The sequence below is a fragment of the Paenibacillus sp. HWE-109 genome (assembly GCF_022163125.1).
Taxonomy (GTDB): domain Bacteria; phylum Bacillota; class Bacilli; order Paenibacillales; family NBRC-103111; genus Paenibacillus_E.
The window spans coordinates 6,857,443-6,881,141 of the sequence record NZ_CP091881.1; the positions used below are offsets into that span (position 1 = coordinate 6,857,443).

At 47.0% G+C, this 23,699-nt stretch carries 23 protein-coding genes and 2 riboswitches; of the genes, 13 read left to right on the plus strand and 10 right to left on the minus strand.

From position 1 onward, the window contains the following. Positions 1-145: 145 nt before the first annotated feature. The 6 genes from LOZ80_RS29415 (at position 146) to LOZ80_RS29440 (ending at position 6,499) form a co-directional block, all read left to right on the plus strand. Positions 146-2,101, plus strand: coding sequence for a M1 family metallopeptidase (locus LOZ80_RS29415; RefSeq protein ID WP_238173152.1), 1,956 nt, complete (start codon positions 146-148; stop codon positions 2,099-2,101). A gap of 26 nt (positions 2,102-2,127) precedes the next feature. Next, the gene (locus LOZ80_RS29420; protein ID WP_238167931.1) at positions 2,128-2,946 is read left to right on the plus strand and encodes a hypothetical protein; all 819 of its coding nucleotides are present in this window, start codon (positions 2,128-2,130) and stop codon (positions 2,944-2,946) included. Between the two features lie 167 nt (positions 2,947-3,113). Next, positions 3,114-3,254, plus strand: a riboswitch (cyclic di-AMP (ydaO/yuaA leader). Positions 3,255-3,257: 3 nt separating this feature from the next. Then, positions 3,258-3,731: a C40 family peptidase gene (locus LOZ80_RS29425; RefSeq protein ID WP_238167932.1), complete on the plus strand. Its 474-nt coding sequence runs from the start codon at positions 3,258-3,260 to the stop codon at positions 3,729-3,731. A 93-nt stretch (positions 3,732-3,824) separates the two neighbouring features. Next, positions 3,825-5,210, plus strand: coding sequence for a cryptochrome/photolyase family protein (locus LOZ80_RS29430; RefSeq protein WP_238167933.1), 1,386 nt, complete (start codon positions 3,825-3,827; stop codon positions 5,208-5,210). Between the two features lie 53 nt (positions 5,211-5,263). Further along, positions 5,264-5,367, plus strand: a riboswitch (guanidine-I (ykkC/yxkD leader). 67 nt (positions 5,368-5,434) lie between these two features. Beyond that, complete coding sequence (gene sugE / locus LOZ80_RS29435) at positions 5,435-5,755, plus strand: quaternary ammonium compound efflux SMR transporter SugE (RefSeq protein ID WP_238167934.1); 321 nt, start codon at positions 5,435-5,437, stop codon at positions 5,753-5,755. Between the two features lie 168 nt (positions 5,756-5,923). Then, entirely contained in the window at positions 5,924-6,499 is a 576-nt protein-coding gene (locus LOZ80_RS29440) for a hypothetical protein (RefSeq protein WP_238167935.1), read from the plus strand. Here the strand turns inward: LOZ80_RS29440 and LOZ80_RS29445 are convergent. The 3 genes from LOZ80_RS29445 to LOZ80_RS29455 all read right to left on the minus strand — a co-directional run bounded on the left by LOZ80_RS29445 (position 6,483) and on the right by LOZ80_RS29455 (position 10,437). Further along, the gene (locus LOZ80_RS29445) at positions 6,483-7,427 is read right to left on the minus strand and encodes a LysR family transcriptional regulator (RefSeq protein ID WP_238167936.1); all 945 of its coding nucleotides are present in this window, start codon (positions 7,425-7,427) and stop codon (positions 6,483-6,485) included. The genes LOZ80_RS29440 and LOZ80_RS29445 overlap by 17 nt on opposite strands. A gap of 49 nt (positions 7,428-7,476) precedes the next feature. Beyond that, a complete protein-coding gene (locus tag LOZ80_RS29450) occupies positions 7,477-8,463 on the minus strand; it encodes an SLAC1 anion channel family protein (protein ID WP_238167937.1) in 987 nt (328 codons plus the stop codon). A gap of 258 nt (positions 8,464-8,721) precedes the next feature. Beyond that, positions 8,722-10,437 carry an ABC transporter ATP-binding protein gene (locus LOZ80_RS29455; RefSeq protein WP_238167938.1) on the minus strand — a complete coding sequence of 572 codons (1,716 nt, stop codon included), beginning with the start codon at positions 10,435-10,437 and terminating at the stop codon, positions 8,722-8,724. Between the two features lie 182 nt (positions 10,438-10,619). On the opposite strand from LOZ80_RS29455, the gene LOZ80_RS29460 reads away from it, so the two are divergent. Continuing rightward, positions 10,620-11,405 (plus strand): lipase family protein, encoded by a 786-nt coding sequence (locus LOZ80_RS29460; RefSeq protein WP_238167939.1) that lies wholly within the window; start codon positions 10,620-10,622, stop codon positions 11,403-11,405. 70 nt (positions 11,406-11,475) lie between these two features. On the opposite strand, the gene LOZ80_RS29465 is transcribed toward LOZ80_RS29460, so the two are convergent. Next, complete coding sequence (locus LOZ80_RS29465) at positions 11,476-11,934, minus strand: SgcJ/EcaC family oxidoreductase (protein ID WP_238167940.1); 459 nt, start codon at positions 11,932-11,934, stop codon at positions 11,476-11,478. Between the two features lie 153 nt (positions 11,935-12,087). On the opposite strand from LOZ80_RS29465, the gene LOZ80_RS29470 reads away from it, so the two are divergent. Beyond that, positions 12,088-13,617: an MDR family MFS transporter gene (locus LOZ80_RS29470; protein ID WP_238167941.1), complete on the plus strand. Its 1,530-nt coding sequence runs from the start codon at positions 12,088-12,090 to the stop codon at positions 13,615-13,617. A gap of 69 nt (positions 13,618-13,686) precedes the next feature. On the opposite strand, the gene cysK is transcribed toward LOZ80_RS29470, so the two are convergent. Beyond that, positions 13,687-14,619 (minus strand): cysteine synthase A, encoded by a 933-nt coding sequence (gene cysK / locus LOZ80_RS29475; RefSeq protein ID WP_238167942.1) that lies wholly within the window; start codon positions 14,617-14,619, stop codon positions 13,687-13,689. Between the two features lie 214 nt (positions 14,620-14,833). On the opposite strand from cysK, the gene LOZ80_RS29480 reads away from it, so the two are divergent. The 3 genes from LOZ80_RS29480 (at position 14,834) to LOZ80_RS29490 (ending at position 17,492) form a co-directional block, all read left to right on the plus strand. After that, entirely contained in the window at positions 14,834-15,496 is a 663-nt protein-coding gene (locus LOZ80_RS29480) for a hypothetical protein (protein ID WP_238167943.1), read from the plus strand. A gap of 72 nt (positions 15,497-15,568) precedes the next feature. Beyond that, positions 15,569-16,030, plus strand: coding sequence for a hypothetical protein (locus tag LOZ80_RS29485; RefSeq protein ID WP_238167944.1), 462 nt, complete (start codon positions 15,569-15,571; stop codon positions 16,028-16,030). Positions 16,031-16,730: 700 nt separating this feature from the next. Beyond that, positions 16,731-17,492, plus strand: a complete 762-nt coding sequence (locus LOZ80_RS29490) for an exodeoxyribonuclease III (RefSeq protein ID WP_238167945.1) — start codon at positions 16,731-16,733, stop codon at positions 17,490-17,492. 69 nt (positions 17,493-17,561) lie between these two features. Here LOZ80_RS29490 and LOZ80_RS29495 read toward each other — a convergent pair whose 3' ends face one another. The 4 genes from LOZ80_RS29495 to LOZ80_RS29510 all read right to left on the minus strand — a co-directional run bounded on the left by LOZ80_RS29495 (position 17,562) and on the right by LOZ80_RS29510 (position 20,592). Next, complete coding sequence (locus tag LOZ80_RS29495) at positions 17,562-18,143, minus strand: CBO0543 family protein (protein ID WP_238167946.1); 582 nt, start codon at positions 18,141-18,143, stop codon at positions 17,562-17,564. A gap of 126 nt (positions 18,144-18,269) precedes the next feature. After that, positions 18,270-19,409, minus strand: coding sequence for a hypothetical protein (locus tag LOZ80_RS29500; protein WP_238167947.1), 1,140 nt, complete (start codon positions 19,407-19,409; stop codon positions 18,270-18,272). A 3-nt stretch (positions 19,410-19,412) separates the two neighbouring features. After that, complete coding sequence (locus LOZ80_RS29505; protein WP_189016133.1) at positions 19,413-19,967, minus strand: hypothetical protein; 555 nt, start codon at positions 19,965-19,967, stop codon at positions 19,413-19,415. A gap of 175 nt (positions 19,968-20,142) precedes the next feature. Further along, positions 20,143-20,592 (minus strand): SRPBCC domain-containing protein, encoded by a 450-nt coding sequence (locus LOZ80_RS29510; RefSeq protein WP_238167948.1) that lies wholly within the window; start codon positions 20,590-20,592, stop codon positions 20,143-20,145. A 129-nt stretch (positions 20,593-20,721) separates the two neighbouring features. Here LOZ80_RS29510 and LOZ80_RS29515 point away from each other — a divergent pair, with 129 nt between their 5' ends. Continuing rightward, positions 20,722-21,543 (plus strand): helix-turn-helix domain-containing protein, encoded by an 822-nt coding sequence (locus tag LOZ80_RS29515; RefSeq protein ID WP_238167949.1) that lies wholly within the window; start codon positions 20,722-20,724, stop codon positions 21,541-21,543. Between the two features lie 318 nt (positions 21,544-21,861). Here the strand turns inward: LOZ80_RS29515 and LOZ80_RS29520 are convergent, their stop codons facing one another. Next, entirely contained in the window at positions 21,862-22,812 is a 951-nt protein-coding gene (locus LOZ80_RS29520) for a tyrosine-type recombinase/integrase (protein ID WP_238167950.1), read from the minus strand. Positions 22,813-23,061: 249 nt separating this feature from the next. Here LOZ80_RS29520 and LOZ80_RS29525 point away from each other — a divergent pair, with 249 nt between their 5' ends. Next, entirely contained in the window at positions 23,062-23,631 is a 570-nt protein-coding gene (locus LOZ80_RS29525; RefSeq protein WP_283214803.1) for an HD-GYP domain-containing protein, read from the plus strand. The last annotated feature ends 68 nt before the right edge of the window (positions 23,632-23,699 follow it).

The window sequence follows — 23,699 nt, forward strand, 5'->3', positions numbered from 1 at the left end:
CTAAACCGCCTTTTTCAACAATTCTTTTCCACTCGCAGAAATATTCCCCAGGTTGTCTACATATACATGCTGTAGATGCTTGTTAGGCGGGGTGAATCTATTGAGTGTTCTATTCAAAAACCGCAAGGTACAATGGTTCGTTGTCATGCTCCTTGCAGCAGGCGCTGTCTTGCTGTCTGAAACTTTGCTCCCATCTGCAAGTAGACTGGCGGTTCCGGTCGTCTCCAAAGAAGAACCGTCTGCTCCGGCGCCGGACATGCAGCCTGCTGATCGCGGCAAACCATTGGATAATCAAACAACGGCGCCACTTAGTTACCGCATTGCGGAGTATCACATGAACGTTGCCTATACACCGGAATCAAGACAGCTCCAGGGGCAACAAACGCTAACATGGGAAAACCCGGGATCCGTTCCTGTACAAGAGCTTTACCTTCATCTGTATCCGAATGCCTTCGCGTCCAAGAAAACGACATTCATGCGCGAATCCGGCGGGAAGCTGCGACAAGATGAAGCCCGGACAGGCACCAGCGGCAGTATGGACTTGCTATCCGTTAAAACCGTGGATGGCGAAGATCTTAGTCCCCGAATGACGTTCGTTCAACCGGACGACGGCAATAAAGACGATCATACGCTGCTCAAAATTCCGCTGCCGAAACCGGTAGGTGCCGGTGAACAAGTGACGATCAAAACGGAATTCCTCGTCAAGCTGCCTGCTGTTTTCGCCAGAATGGGCTATGTCGATGATTTCGTAATGGCAGGGCAATGGTTCCCTAAGGTTGCTGCCTATGAACGGGCAGGAACAAGGGGGCGCACGGAACCTGGCTGGAATCTCCATCAATACCATGGCAATTCTGAGTTTTATGCCGATTTCGGCTTGTACGACGTGAAAATCCAAGTGCCGTCGAACTATACGGTAGCGGCGACCGGATTCCCTGTTAAACCGGCAGTGACGGATAAAGGCATGAAAACGTATCAGTTCTACGCGGATGATGTGCATGATTTTGCCTGGTCCGCTTCGCCGCATTTCGTTTATGTGGAAGAGCCCTTCTCGACGCCGCAAATTCCCGGCGTGAAGATTAAGCTGTACCTCGATCCCAACCATCAGGATTTGAAAGACCGCTATATGAATGCAGCGAAAAAAGCCCTTTCCCGCTACAGCCAATGGTACGGAACGTATCCGTACTCAACGCTGTCAGTCGTGGTGCCTCCCCCGGGCGGCAATGGCGCTGGCGGCATGGAGTACCCTACGCTCGTCACCGCGTGGGGAGCCGACGACAAAACACCTGATCTGGAACTGGAACGCGTCGTTGTTCACGAGATCGGCCATCAGTACTTTTACGGACTTGTCGCCAGCAATGAATTCGAGGAAGCTTGGCTGGATGAAGGCTTTACCTCCTATGCGGAGGACAAGGTCATGGAAATGGATTATGGGGTTTCCCCTAATCTGGCGGTCGAGTCCAGCTATATTACTTCCCCTAATACATTGAATCAGAATGCATGGGCCTACACCGGACATGATCAGTATGCGGAAAATGTGTATACACGAGGGAAACTTGTGCTGAAAGCTATTGAGAAACAAGTCGGTACGAAGACAATGGACCGCATCATGCGCACCTACTTCCAGAAATGGGAGTTCAAACACCCTTCGACGAAGGATTTTCAAAATGTCGTTGAGGACGTGACCAAAACCAAATGGGATGATTTCTTCAATGAATATGTGTATGGCGCGATGATGATGGATTACTCCGTGGAGAGTATCCAAGTGAAAGCCAGCGGAATGAAAGAGAAGCCCTCCTATGACAGCACGATTGTCATTTCGAAGAAAGGCGGCAATTCACCGGAGGTTCCTATCCACTTCCATTTCGCTGACGGCACCTCGCTCGACAAAACGTGGGATGGCAAGGAAAGCCGGATTGAATTCAAATTAACCCACACGGCACCTGTAGATTGGGTTCGCATTGATCCTAAGTATTCACTCATTCTAGAAAACAAGCACATCAACAATTATCTGCAAACAGAAGTGAATCCGAAGTGGAAAATCCGTTGGAATCTCGGCATCATTCAATTCTTGCAAGCCATTTTCGGCTGGGTTTCCTGGTAAAGCATAACCCTTAAGGAGGGACCTCCATGACATCCTATCTCAAATCCGGCTTAAGGGCAGCTTTCGCGCAGCCTTTCGCCACGATCATCTTGTTCGTGTATCAAATGGGCTGGAGCATTCTGCTCTATAAGCTGGTGCAGGGGGTGCTTGTCCCTCTTATGCACCGCTTTCCAGGCGGTGAGCAGCCCAAAGAAGCGCTGCAGGTGTTCCTGGCTGAAAGCCAGTTTCAGCTCATGAAAACTGATCTGAGCCATTCCTATCTCTGGTGGCTCGGAGCTCTGCTGGCGCTGCGCATGCTGCTCACGCCGGTGCTCAGCAGCGGCGTGTATTACTCGCTCACGCATTCTGAACAAAATGCCGGCTATCGCTTCTTCCGAGGCATCAAGGTGCTGACGCTCCCTTTCCTCCTTGCGTATATCGCGCGAATTGCACTTACCTTGCTGCCGCTCATTTGGCTGCTGCCCAAAGCGCAAACAACCTTGGCGCACAGCACCTCTTATGAGCAGGCTGCCCTGCAGTTGCTGCCATGGTTCATCGGCATGCTGGTCTATGGATTTCTCTTGCATCTGCTCTTCATGTATGTGCAATTCGCGCTTGCCGGCCATCTGGGTGTTCTCTCCACCGTCATTACCTTTATTCGCTATTCGTTTCCTATTGTCGGACTGGCGCTCCTTCTTTTGCTTAGCTCGGGACTATTGGCAGGGCTCACGATTACGGCTACTTACCTATGGGCAGGTCTGGTAGCGCTAATCATTTATCAGCTATTCCCACTTTTCCACATATTCCTGCAAATTTGGGCGATCACGTCACAATTCAAACTGCTTTCCGCTAAATTGAACGGTTAAAATCAACAAAAAAAGCTTATACTGACTTAAATTTCCTCATTCCTCAGCGAATGGGGATTTTTTTGTCTGTTTAGCTGTGTTTTCCACACTTTTTCAAAAGAAAGCGTTCATAAAAAGAGGAATTTAGATCTTTATGACGAATTACAAGGACTAGCATCAAAAAAACCAAATATTTCATGCCGAATTCTCCATTTCATGGGGAAACGGGGGAACCACTACCCGGGTGAATTGATCTTGCAAGACAGGGATCATAGGGAACCTTCAACCGAACCCTCCAGCTAACCTCGTAGGCACCGGAAGGAGACAAGCAGTTGAAAAAGATTGTTGCTCTTGTTTTTAGTCTTGTTTTGTTTTTGAGTGTAGCTTTAGGAAGTGTATCAGCGTCACAATCTAAGTTGGATGAAACGGTTGACGGATTGCTCGGTGTTCCGTACAGAGATGCGGGAACGACAACAAAGGGCTTTGATTGCTCTGGATTCACCGCATACGTTTTCGACCAGTTCGGCATTGACCTTCCTCATAGTTCATCTTCTCAAAATACAGAAGGCTATTGGGTTGACAAAAGTGATCTTCGCAAAGGTGATCTTGTGTTCTTCAACACAGGTGGCAAAGGTGTTTCTCACGTAGGTATCTACCTTGGAAACGGTGAATTCATTCATTCCGCATCCAATGAAGGTATTGTGAAAAACAAACTAAGCGAATCCTATTATGCGAAACGGTATGTATCCGCCAGACGCGTTCTGTGGGATGATATCTACAATCAGCTGACTGCTGAATCCAAGTAATTTTCCTGCAATACTATGAATAAAGCCTGGACAAGCCTCAGCTCGAAAGAGCCGCTTTCCAGGCTTTTATTCTGTCGGGAGGCCTAGTCTATAATGAAATTATTCCTACATCGGAAGGATTTGCGGGTAGATGATCTGGCTGCATTCAACTACTTGTTGAGCAGTGGCGGACCTAGTCTGCATATGCTTATTCTCGATCCGTTTTTACTGCGCCATTCTAGACATGAAGCCCATAGCGGCAAGCAATTTCTGCGGTATGTGAGACGGTTGATGAACCTTTATAAGCAATATGGTAAAACGATCTATGTGGTGTACGGAGAGCCGGAAGTTGTTCTTGAACAAGTGCTGCACAACGCACCGATAGATGAGGTTATCGTACATAGGGATTTCACGCCTTATTCCAAAACACGCGATCGGAAGCTTCGTGAAGCCGCTCGAGCACGAGGTGTACCGTTCACGGAATTCGTTGATCACACCTTGGCGGATTTAGCCGATTTCCAGATTTCCTCTGGCAAAAGCGGTCCTTACAAAGTTTATACCCCCTTTTATAAAAAGCTAAACACCTACTTGCAAACTTTCTATCGTCCTTCTTCGCCGCTTCATCTGGGTGATTTGTCGACGGTGGATCTCGCCCAGTTGGAGGGCAGCCAACGCTTATTGGAGCTCTTCCAAAGCTGGGTTCCCCCTTTCTCTCTCGAAGATTATTTCCCTGCTGAAAATCCTATAGAATCACTGGAAGATTTCCTGACGGACCATCTCCCCTTCTATGCGGCACGCCGCGACTATTACGCTTATGATGGCACAAGCTCACTTAGTGCCGCGATTAATGCAGGCGCCATCTCGATCCGCAAGGTGTACGAGGCAGTCATGGAGCAGGAACATTCGGCCGCGTGGGTGCGCCAACTGGTGTGGCGGGATTTCTATTTGTATCAATCTATCTACGATGAGAACTTTTTCAGCTATGAGAAGACGTTTGACTTCACCAACCTGAGTGATCGGCATTTCGAGGCTTGGCGCAAAGCTGAAACCGGCGTGCCCATCATTGATGCAGCGATGACAGAGCTCAATGATACCGGCCGCATGCCCAATCGGCTGCGAATGATTACAGCCATGTTCCTCACGAAGAACTTGCTGTGTCCATTTACGCTGGGCGAGCAGTATTTCCGCTACAAACTCAGTGATTACGACAATACCCTTAACCGCGGCGGGTGGTTATGGTGCGCCTCTTTGGGCTTCGATGCGTCGCCCTATTTCCGCATTATGAATCCCGTGACGCAATCGATCACCTATGATCCGAGCGGCCAATACCTGCGCAGATGGCTGCCGCAGATGACCGGACTAAGCGACAAGCAGATTCATCAGCCTCAAGCCCATGCCATCGTTGATCTGAAGCAGTCCAGAGCAGCCGCGATCGAGGTTTACAAACATATTTTGAAAAGCAAACCTACCGTTGAGTTCGGTAATTCTGAGGAAGATTAGCGGCTCCCAGAACTGCAACTTGACATCACATGTAAGCCATTCTATAATAACGGCATGTCGTTTTCTAGGGTTCCGCGGCGTTCACCCGCCGGTCTGGTCCAAGAGAAAACACGCAGCGAATACGCTGTGGTCACGGAGGGAGAAAAGCCCGGGAGTCTTATCGCGATGCGATAGCTTCCGGGCTTTTCTCTGTCTGATTATTTTATCTAAAGGAGTGGTGTAGCATGGCTTGGTTATATCTCGTTATTGCAGGTGTTTTTGAGGTGGTTTGGGCCATCTCGCTGAAGTTTTCCAACGGTTTTACACGTTTGGTCCCTTCTGCTATTACCTTGGCTGGGATGGTCGTTAGCTTCTACTTTCTGGCTGCTGCAACCAAAACCCTTCCGATCGGCACCGCCTATGCGGCTTGGACCGGAATTGGCGCTGTCGGCGCCATTATCATTGGCACACTGTTTCTCGATGAACCGATCAGCCTCACCCGAATTTTGTTCATGATCCTTATTTTGGTCGGTGTTCTCGGCCTTAAATTTACTTCTGGTCATTAAGTTCCTGCCCAACGCTAATCGCCGCGACCAGACACACATCATTATCGGCCGGCTTTGAAATTTAGGCAGCTATTTTTATGAATCTATCAGCTAGTAACCTTCGCAAATCTTTCTATCAAACATAGAATACCATGCAAGTAAATTCATAGTTTGATAGGAGATGGGTACATGATTAGAAAGCCACGTATTGCAGGAAAACAAACCACAATCTTTCGACTCCCAAAAAGTGCAGGTATGCCCAAAGCAAAAGCCTTGCTGCTGTATCACGCGCGAGTCAAGAAACACAGCCAATTAGGAGCAGGCCGTCTTGTTGCTCAACGCACCGTTTCTATTGGAACTGATACTTCCTGGTTCAACGCCCAGATCATAGCTCGCAACCCTGCATGGGTGGATGTTCCCGGGGCCAACTATGTATGGTACTCTGGCAACCTGAGCAATGAAACCGCCATCGTCTCAACACGCTTCTCGATTTCACAGCGCAGAAACATTCTCGCCGCTTCCCTGTTCCTTTCTGTCGACAACTACGCCACTGTCATCATCAATGGTGTTCCGCTCGTGTATGACGCACCTCAGAATACGCCAGCTTTCTATAATACCGGACGCAGCTTCAATATCCGTCAGTTCCTCCGCCGGGGCCGTAATGACATCGTTATTATCGCCTTTAATGCGAACGGACAGCGGACTGTAGATAATCCTGCCGGAGTAGCCGCAAGACTCGATATTCGACTTAGCTCTTTATTGTAAATGTGACGTCAGAGGCTTGATCGCAATATGCTGAAGGTTCTTCTTTCTTAATGGACTTAATATAAGAAATAACCAAATCGATAAAACCACTTGCTGCCTGTCCCAAATATTTATCTTTATGATAAACAATTCCTACTTCTCGGATGAGCGTTGGGTTTACGATTGGAATGATGAGTAAATCCTCATATTGATACATCTCGATTAGTGTTTTAGAAAGAATAGTGGCCCCTATCCCGGACCTGACTAGATTAAACAAAGAATCGATCGTTGTTGTTTCAATAAATGGCTTTATTTCTAGACCTGCATTTCGACAGGTAGAGTCAATCAGTTGCCGGCATCGGTGCGTTTCAGGAAACATCACAATCGGCGTTGTAACTAATTCCTCTAATTGAATTTGAGCATAGCTGGCCAAAGGATGGTTGGCGGTAGTCACGAAAAAGAAGGCCTCTCTATAGAGAGGCTTAACCGTCAGCTTATCATCTTCTACAGGTAAAATGGAAAAAGCAAAGTCCAGTTCATTTTGCAGAACACGCTCAACAATATCTTCATTCGTAATCAACTTTATGCGTATATTTGGAAAATTGCGATGATAATCGATTAACAGTGATGAAGCGAGTTCATTCAATTCTCCCGGCAAGGCGCCAATAGATAAGGTGCCGCGTTCAACTTTTTGCAGTTCTTGAATTTGCTCGCGTGCACTCGTCAAAGATTTTATAGCTTTATGGGATTGTTGGTACAAAATCATACCTGCTTCTGTAATCATCGTCTTTTTACCGATTCGATCAAACAAGCGAACACCAAGTTCGTTCTCCAGTGCCTTTATTTGATGACTTAACGTAGGCTGTGTAATACCAAGCTTATCTGCGGCTCGAGTAAAATGGAGTTCTTCACAGGTCGTCATGAAATATTCTAGCTGCCTTAGTTCCATCCTCATTCACCTCCGGTTTCTTCATTATACCGCTACAACCGATGTGTTTTCACCCTTGTAAAAGCTTTCCGTTGAACAAATGAATGAGCGTCCGAACAAGTAAAACGATGATGACAATCGTTAAAATCAAAAGGATCAACGCTGCAATAATTTTTAATGGCCACGTATTCACATGTATCGCATATTTTAACGCGGCATTACTAAGTGCAGCCATAGGGAAGCTAACAGCCCACCACGATGCTCCAAAGGTAACGCTTTTCTTAAATACTTTAAAAGCAAGCACGATAAAGAGAAAAAGACCGAAATAAAACAATACAGCTGCAAAGTTATCAATCCGCTGCAAGAAATTGCTATAGCCCAAGAAGCCTACTTCAAAAGGTGCGATCAAAATAATCATCGAAGGCATCAGGCCAATGCCTAGCGCCTCATGATGGATTAAACGATTAATAATTAGCGGCAGAAATAGGAGTGCGGCAAAGCCACCAATGGCAAGACTCATTAAATTGACTTCATGCGCCCAAGCAAAAGGCATTGTTCCTCCTGTTACCGCAATATCTAATACGCCTACGCAGGGAATTAACCAAGCAGGAACCGCATGGGATAGATCCAATTTACCTTTAAGCAAGCGGGATATGACAATGTAACTTAACGCTAATGCGAGAATCATGCCTATTATCCAAACATATTCACTAAGAACTTTCTGATATGGATTCAAAATAGATGACAACAGTAAAATCGCAATGGGTATGGTACCGAAAAAATTCCCCACAATCGGATGTGTGAACTCTGCTGCTACCTTCTGAGGATAACGAATCCCTTTCACCAAGAACCCTATGGATAGTAGAATGAATACGATAATGGCTATGGCTGCTGTCAGGTCAGCTAATACAGCCGACGTGTGAAAAAGTTCGTGGGAAAGTCTCCATGATGAGGAAAAACCTGAAATCCCCATAACAGCGGCGAATAAATTCACCGGCAAGTATTGAATGGATCCGATTTTGCCTATATTCTGTTGCTTGGTTGCTGTCAACTCCATGCTGCTCACCTCTTTCGAATCATTTAGTCATCTAAACACTCTTCCTCAACATGCCGGTAATGGTTGTTATTGTTTGTTACTGACAAGAGGACAATACATGTGAAAACCTCACTTTCACGTTGTAGAGCAATTATAATAAATCAACAGATCCCCCATCAATGTTCATTTTTCTATCATAATGATGCACAGTTTCTATCGTCCATCGAAGAAAAAAGGCTGTCTCCCCAGATGTGCAACCTGGGGAGACAGCCTTTTGATTTAAGTGCTAAACTGCGCTTGGTGCAAGCGGCTGTAAACCCCGCCTACGGCGATGAGTTCCTCGTGCCCGCCTTGCTCGGTAATGCCGTGCTCCGTCACGACGACGATGCGGTCGGCATTCTTGATCGTCGCCAGTCGGTGCGCGATGACTAATGTCGTGCGCCCCTGCGACAGCTCGGCGAGCGACTGCTGAATCGCTGCCTCTGTCTCTGTGTCGAGCGCTGATGTCGCCTCATCGAGGATGAGTATCGGCGGATTCTTCAAGAACATCCGCGCGATCGCAAGGCGCTGCTTCTGACCGCCGGACAGCTTGACGCCGCGCTCGCCGACGATCGTATCCAGTCCCTTAGGCTGCGACTGGATATAGCCTACAAGCTGCGCGCGCCGCGCAGCATCCCAGATCTCCCCGTCCGTCGCGCCCAGCTTGCCGTACGCGATGTTCTCCCGCAGGGTGCCGGAGAACAGGAACACATCCTGCTGCACGATGCCGATTTGGCGGCGCAGCGATTCCAGTTCGATACCGCGAATATCGCGGCCATCGATGGCAATGCTGCCCTCGCTTACATCGTAGAAGCGCGGCAGCAAGCTGCAAATCGTTGTCTTCCCTGCACCGGACGGGCCGACGAAAGCAACCGTTTCTCCCGCTCGAATGGATAAGTTGATATCATTCAATACCCTGGCTTCTTCGCCGTAGCCAAAGGAGACCGAATCAAACGTAATTTGACCATTCAGGTGGTCTACTTTCACCGCATTCGGCTGGTCGGAAACTTCCGGCTCCGTATCGATAACTTCAACGTACCTTCTGAAACCAGCGATTCCTTTGGGATAGCTCTCAATGACATTATTAATTTTCTGAATCGGACCCAGGAATACATTCGTTAGGAGAACAAAGGCAATAAACTCGCCATAGCTAATTTGCTTATCAATGACAAACCAAGTTCCGCAGATGAGGACGAACACCGTAACCAAACGCATTAAGATGTAGCTTAACGAAATATTCCAAGCCATAATTTTATAAGAGAGCAGTTTGGTCAACCGGAAGCGTCCGTTGTTCACTTCAAACAGCTTCCTTTCGTAAGATTCATTCGCGAACGCCTGAACCACACGAATCCCGCCAATATTATCCTCGACTCTTGCATTGATATCAGCAAGATCGCCCATCATACGGCGGAACGTTTTGGTCATTTTCTGATTGAAATAGACCGCAATCCACAGCAAGAATGGCACGATAACGAACGTCAGCAGCGCCAGCTTCACATTTATTTGCAGCATCAGCAGCAAAGCACCGATCAGCGTCATCACCGCGATAAACAGATCTTCCGGTCCATGATGCGCGACTTCACCAATTTCGAGCAAGTCGTTGGACATACGAGACATCAATTGGCCTGTTTTGTTATTGTCATAAAACCGGAATGACAGCTTCTGCAGATGATCGAACATCTTTTTGCGCATATCCGTCTCAATATTAATGCCCAGCTTATGTCCCCAATAGGTCACAACGAAATTCAGAACGGTGTTTATCCCATAAACAGCAAGCAGCCCCGCACAAGCCCATAGAATCCAGGACCAATTGCCAGCCGGAAGCAACTTGTCTACGACTTGATTAACAGCAAGCGGGAATCCCAGTTCGAGAAGTCCAGCCACAACCGCACAGGTGAAATCTAAAATGAATAAGTGTTTGTAGGGCTTATAATATGAAAAGAAGCGTTTTAACACGTGTCCCCACCTCCCATCGACTATTATACCTGAAAGGGTCGTAAAAAGTGGAATATTTTAGTTAGCCCGCAGCGAACCTCTCTATCATGGTGCTCTAATAAATAGGCTTCTGTCGGAGGACAGGTATCCCCTACTTTCATATATATAGATGAACAGCATCTTGTGTGTGGAGGTATCGACCTATGCTCAGTAACTCGTTAGACACACGAACGGCAATATTCCTTGCAGCTATGTGCAGCCAAGGCTATCAACTACTTGAATATGGACCAGAAGGCATTGCTTTGCCACAACGCTATCGGTTGGTCTCTTCTTTTACAGCGAACTCCATTCTGAGTGAAAAAGAACTGTTCGGTTTCATTGCCGAATCGGACGGGCAAATCGTCATCGTCTTCCGCGGCACGCATTCCACATCCGACTGGATCTCTGACAGTATTGCCAGACAAATCGTGTACCCCTATGCCAAAGAGGGCGGGCTTTCCCATAAAGGATTTACTGATATCTATGCGTCCGCTCGCAAGCAAATCCTTGCCGCGCTGCGCAAGCTCTCTGCCGACAAAACCCTTTACATCACAGGACACAGTCTCGGTGGAGCCCTTGCCGCTCTCTGTGCTGCCGATTTAGCCACTAACACCAAATTCAAGTCGCCATCCGTCTACACCTTTGCATCCCCACGCGTCGGAAATCCGTCATTCGCGGGACTATTTAACCGCCGAACAGGTCCTCATTATCGCATTTACAATACCAACGATATCGTTCCTGATCTTCCACCCGTCATCTATAAATCCTTACGAACCGACAAGATTTATCACTACCTTCATGTGAAAAAGGCGGTCGAACTTACCTTCCAAGCAGGCTCTGTTGCTGCGAACCATGCCATCGGCAATTATTTTGCCGAATTGACGAAGTTGGACCCTCGCTACTCGCAGCGGTTATGCAGTCAGAATCCCGGATTTTGTCCGAATGCTTAACCTTGACGGTCATTCAGCCCGCTTCATGCCAACCAACGGCGGAGCTTGCCGGAAAGGGGGCATTTTTTCGTTACAGCAGCTCGCGCAGTTCATTCGTCAGCGCTTCAACCAGTTCTGGTCTTCCGTGGAATTGAGCTGGTGTATTCTGATGAAGAAGAATCTCCCATGAGCTCTCTTTTTTAACCGCAATCAGGGTTTGGTGGGTATTTAGCCCAGGCGCAATATCAGTTTGTTCCTCCGGCACCATACCCGCAACCGCGCGCAGGACCGCGACACCTTCCGTTAACATATGCACCTCTTTGACCTTCCCATAATAGGGAGGCGTTGGGTGACTCGCAAATATAGGTGCCAAATGTTCAAAAATCAATGCCCGTCCTCGCACCTGACTCCCATCAAATCCAATAATCTCGCCATCTTCAGCAAAATTGGCTGCCATGTCGGCGGCGTTCCTCTCATTCCATGTTGCTATTAGCTTATGATAAAGCGCTTTAACCGCTGCTTCATCTGTAGAAGAGGATCTCTTGTTCATGTGACATTCCTCCTTGTTTTTGGTTTCCTTTAGTATAGCATGTCAGAAATATTTCTTTGTACGGCTTTCAAACCCTGACAGACTATTGTCAGGGTTGCTTCTTTATAATCAAGTTATACCAAACATTGAAATAAAGAAGGGAATGGATGAAAGATGAAATCAAAAAACCAAACCGGATTCGTTCTAGCCGGACTCCTGCTAGCTATCCTGATGGCCTCGATGGATAATACGATTGTTGCAACAGCAATGGGCTCGATTATCGCTGACCTGGGAGGGCTCGATAAATTTGTATGGGTCACATCCGCTTACATGGTTGCTGAAATGGCTGGCATGCCGATCTTCGGCAAACTGTCGGATATGTATGGACGCAAGCGATTCTTCATTTTCGGCATTATTGTGTTCATGATCGGCTCTGCTTTATGCGGGACAGCGACCTCCATCGTCCAACTGAGCTTGTACCGGGCCATTCAAGGGATAGGCGGCGGGGCTTTAGTGCCCATCACCTTCACCATTATGTTCGATGCTGTTAAACCCGAGAATCGCGGCAAACTGATGGGCTTGTTCGGAGCTGTATTCGGTATGTCCAGTATCTTCGGCCCCTTGCTTGGCGCCTACATGACGGATTATATCAAGTGGGAGTGGATTTTCTACATCAATCTACCGCTAGGTCTTATCGCTTTCGCCTTGGTTGCTTTCAATTATAAAGAGTCCCTTCAGCATGCCAAACAAAGAATCGACTGGACAGGTGCGTTGACACTGGTAGGCGCAATTGTGTGTCTCATGTTTGCTTTGGAATTAGGTGGTAAGCAGTATGCTTGGAACTCTGCCCCTATCCTTGGTTTATTCGCTGGATTCGCCGTGCTTGCGATCAGTTTTCTCTATGCAGAAACGAAGGCTCAGGAACCTATTATTTCTTTTAAAATGTTCAGAGATCGCCTCTACTCAGCAAGCAATGCCATCGCCATGTTAAGCGGTGCAGCTTTCATTACGGCTTCTGTTTATATTCCAATCTTCATTCAGGGCGTCCTCGGCGGAAGCGCAACGAATTCCGGCCTCGTGCTGCTGCCGATGATGCTGGGGACAGTTGTTACGGCTACAGCAGGTGGAATGCTGATCAGTAAATTTACGTATCGTGCCATTCTGATGTCGACACTCGTGCTTTTACTAATCGGAATAGCTCTGCTTACGACGATTACGCCGGAATCATCCCGACTGCTGATCACCCTGTATATGATCTTGATTGGTTTGGGGATAGGCGCTTCCTTCTCGGTGCTAAGCAACGCGGTTATTCATTCGGTTGACCCTAGTCAACGGGGGGCGGCGAGCTCTACCCTCAATTTCCTTCGTTCGCTCGGTATGACGATTGGGATCACCATTTTCGGGATTATCCAAAGCCATTCACTGACCCGGCATTTGACAGATGCCTTCTCCAGTAATGGGCAATCTGCGATGCCCGCAGGGTTGGATTTCAAGGACCCGCATGCACTATTGGATCCAGCAACCCGCACCCAAATTCCGGGGCAGGCTCTGGAGCAAATCTCCGCGGGACTGTCGTCCTCCATTGCGCTTACTTTTGCATGGGCGATTATCCCGGCTGTACTCGCTCTTGTTGCGGCTTTTGCGATGAGCAGAGAGAAGTTCGTTTTGGAAGCAGAGACAGAGAAGTTCGTGGCTTCGCACTAAGAAAGACCAAAAAGAAGACCAGAGCCCTTGCGGGTCTCTGGCCTTTTTTGCGAACAGCGATAGGTTCTGTTATTCGTCAAAAAGTGACGTAGACAAATACCGTTCCCCCGTATCCGGCAAAAGTACGACAATCGTCTTCCCTTTATTCTCAGGCCGCTTCGCAATTTCCGTAGCTGCGAATGCAGCAGCACCGGAAGAGATGCCCACAAGCAGTCCTTCGGATTTGGCTAATTCACGCGATGTCTGTACGGCATCCTCATTGTTAACCGTGACGATTTCATCGACCACCTCTCGGTGGAAATTGTCCGGAATAAATCCGGCTCCGATTCCCTGAATCTGATGCACACCGCGTTTGCCGCCTGAAAGAACCGGAGAATCCGCTGGCTCTACCGCAACAATCTTGGCGGCTGTGTTCCTCTGTTTGAGCAGCTCTCCTACACCTGTAATCGTTCCACCCGAACCAACGCCAGCAACGAAAATATCAACGTCGCCTTCGGTATCACGCCAGATTTCCTCGGCTGTCGTTCTTTTGTGAATCTCAGGGTTAGCCGGATTGCTGAATTGCTGCGGAATGAAGGAATTCGGCATTTGTGCCGCCAACTCTTCCGCTTTCTTAATCGCCCCAAGCATGCCTTCGGCGGCTGGTGTCAGAACAAGCTCAGCGCCCAGCGCTTTCAATAACTTCCTCCGCTCCACGCTAAAGGAATCCGGCAAAATAATAATCAACCGATACTTCAGCGCCGCCGCCGCAAAAGCAAGTCCAATTCCGGTGTTCCCGCTGGTTGGCTCAATAATCACCGTATCTTTGTTCAACTTCCCTGAGGCTTCTGCCTCCTTGATCATCGCGAAGCCGATTCGGTCCTTGACGCTGCCCGCCGGATTAAAGTATTCCAGCTTCGCCAAGATTCTGGCCTCTAGGTTAAGCTTATTGCTATAGTTCCAGAGCTCAAGCAGCGGTGTATTGCCGATTAACTCTGTGAGATTGTTATATATTTTGGTCATGCGATAGCCTCCTCATTTATTAAACCAATGAACTTAGTCGGATAACTATAGTATACCTGCTGAACGGTGAAAAATTAAATCAATAATGCTGATGAAAGAGTAGGCTATTTTCTTATATATGGGCGGTTTGTTATAATGACTATAGACGAAGAACGTCCTTTTGCCTTTTGGCGAGAGGGCGTTCTTTTTATTTTATTTAAGGAGGTTTAAACGAATGGACTTCGAAACTGCACATCAAACATTTCTTGCGCGTCATATCGAGCTTAGACAAGGAGATCGAAAGGGGCGTCTGATTAGAGGGCATTCTTACGCAGAAACCAGTTTTCTCAAGCAAGTGTGGTATCCCTTGTTTGGGCATTTAGATCATCTTCATCCCGAATATGAGGTTTATGATTGGAATCGCAAATCACAATTCATCGATTTTGCTTATATAACACCTTTTGGCCGCTTTGGAATTGAATGCGATGGTTACCAGAGCCATGTCAAAGACATGGACCGAGAGAGGTTTAGTTATGCGCTTAACCGTGACACGTTTCTAACCGCATTAGGTTGGAAAATGCTCCATTTTTCTTTCGATGATATCCAAAATCGTTCGGAGGTTTGCCGAATGCTGCTGCAAATCGCCATTGGCCCAGGCATCGCAAGAAAAACCCCATTGACTGCCACCAGTATCATGGAAAGAGAAGTGCTTCGTCTAGCATGGCAGCTTGGAAGGTGGATTCGTCCCAAAGATGTCACCAACAACCTTGGCGTCGATTTCCGGACAGCACGGAAGTTGTTGCACACCTTGGTAGAGCGAGGTTGCCTTTCTCCCATCGTCAGAGGAGCGGACGTTCGGCACTATGAATTGAAGGCGGGTTCCTTCGAACATCTATAGTCCGTAACTAACGATGCTGGAATGCAGCTCCTCCTCGGAGCGCCTACATCAGCATTCCATTGGATTTATCCAATGAAAGCCCCCTCTAGTGCGCCTAAATCAGCATTCCATTGGATTTATCCAATGAAAACCTCCTCTGGTGCGCCTAAATCAGCATTCCAGTGGATTTATCCAATGAAAGCCTCCTCTAGAGCGCCTAAATCAGCATTCCATTGGATTTATCCAATGAAAGCCTCCTCTGGTGCACCTAAATCAGCATTCCATTGGATTTATCCAATGAAAGCCTCCTCTAGTGCGCCTACATCAGCATTCCATTGGATTTATCCAATGAAAGCCTCCTCTGGTGCGCCTACATCAGCATTCCATTGGATTTATCCAATGAAAGCCTCCTGTAGAGCGTCTAAATCAGCATTCCATTGGATTTATCCAATGAAAGCCTCCTCTGGTGCGCCTAAATCAGCATTCCATTGGATTTATCCAATGAAAGCCTCCTCTGGTGCGCCTAAATCAGCATTCATTGGATTTATCCAATGAATGCCCCCTCTGGCGCGCCTAAATCAGCATTCCATTGGATTTATCCAATGAAAGCCTCCTCTAGAGCGCCTAAATCAGCATTCCAGTGGATTTGTCCACTGAAAGCCTCCTCTAGAGCGCCTAAATCAGCGTTCCAGTGGATTTGTCCACTGAAAGCCTCCTCTGGTGCGCCTAAATCAGCATTCCATTGGATTTACTCCAATGAAAGCCTCCTCTGGTGCGCCTACATCAGCATTCCATTGGAGTTTATCCAATGAAAGCCTCCTCTAGAGCGCCTAGATCAGCATTCCACTGGATTTATCCAATGAATGCCCCCTCTGGAGCACCTAAATCAGCATTCCAGTGGATTTATCCAATGAATGCCCCCTCCGGAGCGCCTAAATCAGCATTCCAGTGGATTTATCCAATGAAAGCCTCCTCTGGTGCGCCTACATCAGCATTCCATTGGATTTGTCCACTGAAAGCCCCCTCTGGTGCGCCTAGATCAGCATTCCACTGGATTTATCCAATGGCCTAGTGGAGGGTACTAGAGAATTGCTGCCTATAGCGACCTCTTGCGCAAATCTTGGGTAGGCGTTGCAGCACCGCCGCATAGCGGTGGTCAACCTACATGCGGAGAAGCCCAACATGGAGCAACACATGCCTTCTATGCTACACTAGCATAAGAATCTATCGTCAGCAGCAAGGGGAATCTACGAGTATGAAATTAGTATCTTGGAATGTGAATGGGATAAGAGCATGTGTGAATAAAGGGTTTGTTGATTACGTTCAGCAGAAGGATGCTGATATTATTTGTCTGCAAGAAACCAAGCTGCAAGAGGGACAGATTAACCTCGAGATCGGCGAGGCGTATGCGCAGTACTGGAACTATGCCGTTAAGAAAGGCTACTCTGGAACAGCTGTGTTCACGAAGGTGCAGCCGATTTCCGTGCGCTATGGGATGGAAGTGGATGAAGAGCCGGAAGGGCGAATCCTGACACTGGAGTTCGAGCAATTTTACCTAGTCACGGTATATACGCCGAATGCGAAACGCGACCTTTCACGCCTGGACTATAGGATGGAGTGGGAAGATCGTTTCCGCAGCTATCTTCTGCAATTGGATGCTCTGAAGCCTGTTGTTGTCTGCGGAGATCTGAATGTAGCGCACAACGAAATCGATTTGAAGAACGCCAAAGGGAATCACAACAATTCTGGCTTCACCCTTGAAGAACGCGGCAAAATGACGGAACTCTTGGCCGCTGGTTTCATCGATACGTTCCGCTCTCTCTATCCGGACCGGACAGATGTCTATTCCTGGTGGTCCAACATGCCAGGGGTCCGGGCACGGAATGTCGGATGGCGCATCGATTATTTTCTCGCCTCCGAACGGCTGCGCCCTCAAATCGTAGATTCGGCCATCGACTGCGACATCTTGGGCAGCGATCACTGCCCTGTCGTTTTAGAACTCGATTGGGCTCGATAGCACCCTATATCCGCACACGATCTACACCAAAGAGCACCTGCCACAAATAAGCGGGCAGGTGCTCTTTGGTCATGGATCCAACTTGCTAAACGTCGTCATCTTGCTAATCTTGTCGCAGAGGATATACATCAAAAAATATATGGGGAACGACCACCAATAGGCCCAATGAACGAGCACATAGTAGCCTAACCATCGGAAAATAGGCTCAGCCACGAAGGAACATAAGGTGGAATAGATAGCCGCTTTGAGGTAGGGCGACCAGCCCGGCTTCATTTGCAAAAACACCATGACCGCAACCGGAAATAGCGAGAAATCCCATGGCACATAACTCGGAATTGTGGGTATCGCTACCCCTGTGTAATACCAAAGCCCTATTTCACTGCCCAGAAAATCCAACCAGGATGAGAAAATAATTGCAAAGAAACCGACAAACAATAATCGGCCTGTGCTGTCTTTCTTTCTATATTTGACCCAAAAGATCCAAGGACCAATAGCTAGTACCCAAGAAAGTATAAAATCCCAATGCAGAAAGGTATGATGATACCAATAGGTGAAATACTCTTTGTTAAGATCAGCGATCTGTTTAAAAAACTCGCCGGCTTTGCGAATCTTTTCCTCACCTTGCAAAGACCCTATGTCCAGTTGCTTCACCCTCCTCTCCATCCTCCATAGCCTATATAGATTTCCCAATATAAGTTATTCCAATTCCAACTTCATCCCAGCAAAATGAAAAAGGCTGCGGCCATTCCCTAAGGAAATAACCACACCCCTATGAATCTAATACTCGAAGCTCCGATCATACGAAGATCGTCCCCGTCCCCGCATGTAGGATCTAATTGCCTTATACCCATAAAAAGCAAGCAGCATTAGCTCAAGCACCCAGATAATGATTGTCGAGGTATTGCTCGGTTCAATTTGCAAATAGCTGAATTCTGCGAACTGTTTTCTCTCAAACTTATCCGCTACCATCTGCGCAACATGATCAACGATCGGCGCAAAATCCTTCCCGAAACCCATCTCGCTCAGATAGTCCTGAACCTCGAGCTTCAGAATATCGACTTCACTCCATGAAAATGCATAAACCCATTTCATCGTTCCATCCAGCGCAGGACTGAAGCTCACAATAAGGTCATTCTTGTTGCCGTTTTGCCAGCGGTCCTGAAGGGCATAGCCATATTCTCTAGGCTTGTCCGTCCCCACATTAACAAAAATCAGATTCACTTGCTTCCAGGACCGCGTCTTCCCCGGATGATCCGGATCAGGTATCTCTTTATTCAGCTTCGTATTCCAAGCAGCCAGGATATCCAAGGCTCTATCTTTATTGGGAACAGCGCCGACGATACGATCCACTTTAATTAGATCTCTCACATAACCTGGATACGAGGGTAGATCAGGATAGTCTTTGGGATCAAGTTCTGTGTGTTTAAAAAGACTATACGATCCCTTCACCTTATTAGTGTAGATATGTGTAGACGCTGACGGCATGCCTAGCGGGAAATATTTGGCCAGATCAGCTGTCGAGTTAGGAAAGCGATCATTGAAATCAACCTTCCCATCCAAGGATTCGTCGACGGTCATCCAACCGTTGTCCGAGGTCTGAATTTTGTTCTTCGCCTCGTGATGCTCCCAATGCCCGCGGTCCTTGGTGCAGCTCTTGCGGCCATGGCTGTCCGTCTCGCAATCTTCCTTACCCGGAATCCACTCATCCCATTCCTCTTTATGCTCCCAGCCTGTAATCGAACCCGACCAGACTTCCTGATCCAGTGTTCGCCAGTAATAATCAGCTGCAATCACACCGCCAAAGATGAGAGTTGCCACAACCGTAACCCAGACCAGGCGCCACCATCTTCTGCCCAAAAATAGTTCAATCGCAAAACCGACGATCAGAACAAGAAAGAACGCTGCCCAGTATGCCATCTGCTACCTCAGCTTTACTTCATTATCTTTGCCGGTTTGATAAGCATCGCTCGTCCGCTCTGAAGTAATAATGAACTTGTCCGCATCCATCGTTTGAAAATGAAAAATACTGTTCATCAGGACATGCTTGCGAATATGCGTATTATATTCCCGCACCAGATCTGCGATTTTCTTCTGATTCCGATCGAACTCGGTACGCCCTGCGGAAATTTCATTTTGAAGCTTGGCGTACAAATCTTTGTTCATGGTAGGATTCTGTTCCTGCACGATCTTGAAGAGAGCCCCTGTATCGTTGTAACGCCCTGCGATCAGATCGGTATATACCTTTTTGATATCATCGGCTTGCATATCTGTGACTTGCGCCATTTCCTTAAATCGTTTCCACATATTATCGTAGTTCGATTTATTCGATACGTGTTGCGCTTTAATTTGCTCATCTAGGGCAATTGCTGTATTGCGATGGGACCATAACATAGCTGCACTAATAATCGCAATCAGCAGGAAGATCCCCACAAAACCCAAACAACCGATAACCATAATACTGCTTTTATTCCGCATGACTAGAAACCCCTCTGTATAAAATTTCCACTGACACCTATCATTCTAGCATAATCTTTGACAGGATTGATCAAAATTCTACAAAGTTTTTAGCACCCTCTATATGCCAAAAAAGGGCTGCAACAGCTTGCGCCGACAGGCGCACTGCTACAACCCTCATGTTACATAGGACCGCTTACCAACCGAAATCGAGAGTCTTCCCCGTTTCCACGTAACTTTTAATATTGCTCAGAATCATCGGCCAACTAGACTGGGTGCTTTCATAAGAAGGATGATTGGCCGGCCATTGATCATTCACCAGCGTAAGCTTCGTGCAATTGCCAACGACATCCAACGTAAGCGTCACTCTTGTTTCCAAATCTGCGTGATTCTCCCGATAAGACGGCCCTGGATGCTCCGTGTAGCTCATACTTTTATTCGTCTCAAAAGCCAATACTGTTCCATAAACATGCACGGTTTCATCCCCATCATTGCCAGGTCCCACATACGAATAAGGAGCTCCGATTTCGAAGGTAGAGTTTAATACGCTGCCAAAAAAGATTGCTTTGGTCGCTTCCGGCTCAATGAATACCTTCCATACAGCCTCTGGGTTCGCATTGATATAAAACTCATATTTAAGATCCATTTCTACTCCTCCATTTATCGCAATTTCATTGCATAAATCTTATCGAACTGCTAGTCTCAATAGTAGCGTAGAGCGATTGGAATGTATTGTAAAAACGCGACAAATCCATCACCGTTTGGAGGCGTGATTATGACAACTCATGTACATGGAACCGATAAGGGTATTCTACAAGCGGAGGCCGGCAAGCAAAAATTTTCCCTCAACCGATATCAGCCTTCCCCAGATTTGGCCTTATATATCGAGCATTATTGGGTAGTGCGGTGGGACCTGCGAGGACAAGATCCCTTCCGACAAGTAATTCTATCTTATCCCAATGTGAATATCTCATTCGAACAAGAGCAGCAGGGCATTTATGCCGGTGTGTACGGTGTTCCCAAAAAAACCTATGCTCGCCTTTTACAAGATACTGGCATCGTGTTTGGCGTTAAATTCCACCCTGGCGGCTTTTACCCGTTCTGGAAACAACCGGTCTCCATGCTTACTGGCGAGATCCTGTCCATACAGGAAGCTTTTGGCGTTGAAACAACCGATATGACCCAAAAGATGTTTGCCATGGAGCATGGCGAGGATATGATCCCCTTGGTGGAACAATTTCTGCGGGATCGCCTCCCGGAACCAGACGAGCAAGTGGCTCTAATTCGTCGAATTGTACAGGCGGCGATTACGAACAAGGAGATTCTCCAGGTCGAGGATATGGCTCACACCTTTGGCATCAACAAGCGGACGCTTCAGCGTCTTTTCAACCGTTATGTCGGTGTAAGTCCTAAGTGGGTTATTGGACGGTATCGGCTGCAGGAGGCTGCTGAACTGATGGAAAAAGGCGGTATGCCCGACTGGTCCAAGCTATCGCAGGATTTGGGCTACTATGACCAAGCACACTTCATTAAGACCTTCAAGTCCATGATTGGCAAGTCTCCCGAGGAGTATGTAAAATCGCTGGGTGAGGTTTAGCATCCATGCTGTTCGCAAAGAAAAGCAGCCCGAACTCGAAGGAGTGATCGGGCTGCTTTTTATTATTAATTAAATCCTAACATTTAGAGGTCATGGAGTCCGTTATTTGATTGAGAAAAATGCTAAAATAACATAGTTTAGGAAATACTGTTCTCATCGTTACCTGATAGAGTTCATAAATCATAAGCTTCGCACAATAATAGTTGTTCGACAAATTTCCGCTAAATCCTACTTAAAACTCTTTTATTCTACAATTTATGTATCTTCTGTATTATAGTAAATAGAGCTACATAATACAAGGTTACTAGGAAATTTTTACTACAGGCTATCTTTTAAATAGTCCTCTACGAAGTCTGGGGCTGCTTTGGTGATCTGTTGCACGGTATGAAGATAGCGTTGAGTCGTATTAATATGCGTATGTCCGAGTGACTCTTGCACTTGTTGTAATGTTGCGCCGCGAAGTAGGGCTAGAGTAGCATTCGTGTGTCTAAGCCAATGAGGGGTGACCTTTTTCTCGATATTGCTTTGTTCACGAGCTTTCTTGATAATCTGTTCGACAAGCCTGACTGACATTGGAAAGACCCTTTGAGGGGCAGGTATGAACTTTTCCGAAAGATATTGGAAATACTCTGTGAATAGCTTCCAAAGCATTTGTGGAATCTTTACCTCTCGTTCTTTCCCCCCTTTTCCAGTAATGGTTAGCCACATCGATGTTTCCTCGGGGTCGGTATGGAAATTCCCTCTTTCAATTGAAATAAGTTCAGAAACACGCAATCCAAGCATAACGAGCGTTGCTCCAATTAAATAGTCCCTAGGTCCTTGATGCTTCAATTGATCGAGCAGAGCGACCACTTCCCTTTTGGTTAAGTAGTTATTTCTGCTGTTAATTGGGATTTTTGGCGTCTGTATGCAGGTCATCGGGTTAATCGCGAAAATTTTGATGTTCGGATCACTCCCCCATTTGTAAAGAGAGCGCAGTGGCGCTAAGTGAATGGCGACAGTAGCTGGCGCTTTAGGTCTATCCTGCTCTGAGAAAAGCCCCTCGATCAACCCAATTCTATATACTTCAACCTCTCTCCAGGTAACTTCAGTTAGGGACTTATCGCCTATGAAATTTCGGAACTTGTTAATTGCACTTTGATAATTCCTGATGGTGTATTTGGACCTCTGACAGGTTGCAAAAAACATTTGTACGATTTGGTCGTCAGAAAACATGTGATGATTATCCGCCAGAATAGAGACTTGAACTAGGCTAGACTGCGTTGCCATGAGTGCTTTTTTCTCCTCCTTGTATCATTCGAACAACTATTATTGTGCGAAGCTTATGTTTCGAAAGCGAAAGAAGGAAGCACCCCTTCAAGCCTTATTTCGACAGCTTTTCCCATACCCATTATTGGAAATGCGCCCTGCAAGTGATTAACGCTTAGTTAATTGTATAGTTGTAACGCATTATTGTCCAAGTTCTCATAGGACCAAATGAGGTGAATGATTGTAGACAACATGTTGTTTTATGGAAAAATGCGCCTTTTAGCGGAGAAGGATATCCAGACTTACCAGCATAGTTTAAGGGTCGGGGCATTGTGCAGACGAATGGCCCTTCATTTACATTTGGACAAGAAGCAGACTCTTCAATTGGTACAGGGAGGATGCCTGCATGATATTGGCAAAGTAGGTATTCCCGATGAAATCCTTAATAAAAATTCAGCACTTACAGCAAAAGAGTGGGAGTTCATGCGACTGCACCCCTCTATCGGCACACAGATGATGCAGGAACATGCGCATACCGATAAGGAGATTATGGAGATTATTCATTTTCATCATGAGCGGTGGAATGGTGAAGGGTATCCGAATGGTTTAAAAGGCGAGGAAATTCCTATTTTCGCGCGAATTTGCGCCATTATCGATACGTTCGACAGCATGGTTTCGGACCGGCCTTATCGCAAAGGCCTCTCCTTCGAAGCCGCCGAACAAGAGCTCCTGCTCCATAGCGGGAAACAGTTTGACTCTTATCTTGTAGATTTATTTCTAAAGTCTTTTCATCCAATCGGGGAAGAGAAACCTGTCGCAGAACATCTTAGAAGATCATGAAGACCAGTGAACAACCTTGAGTATTCCAAAACAAAAGGCATCTACCTTATCTTAGGAAGATGCCTTCT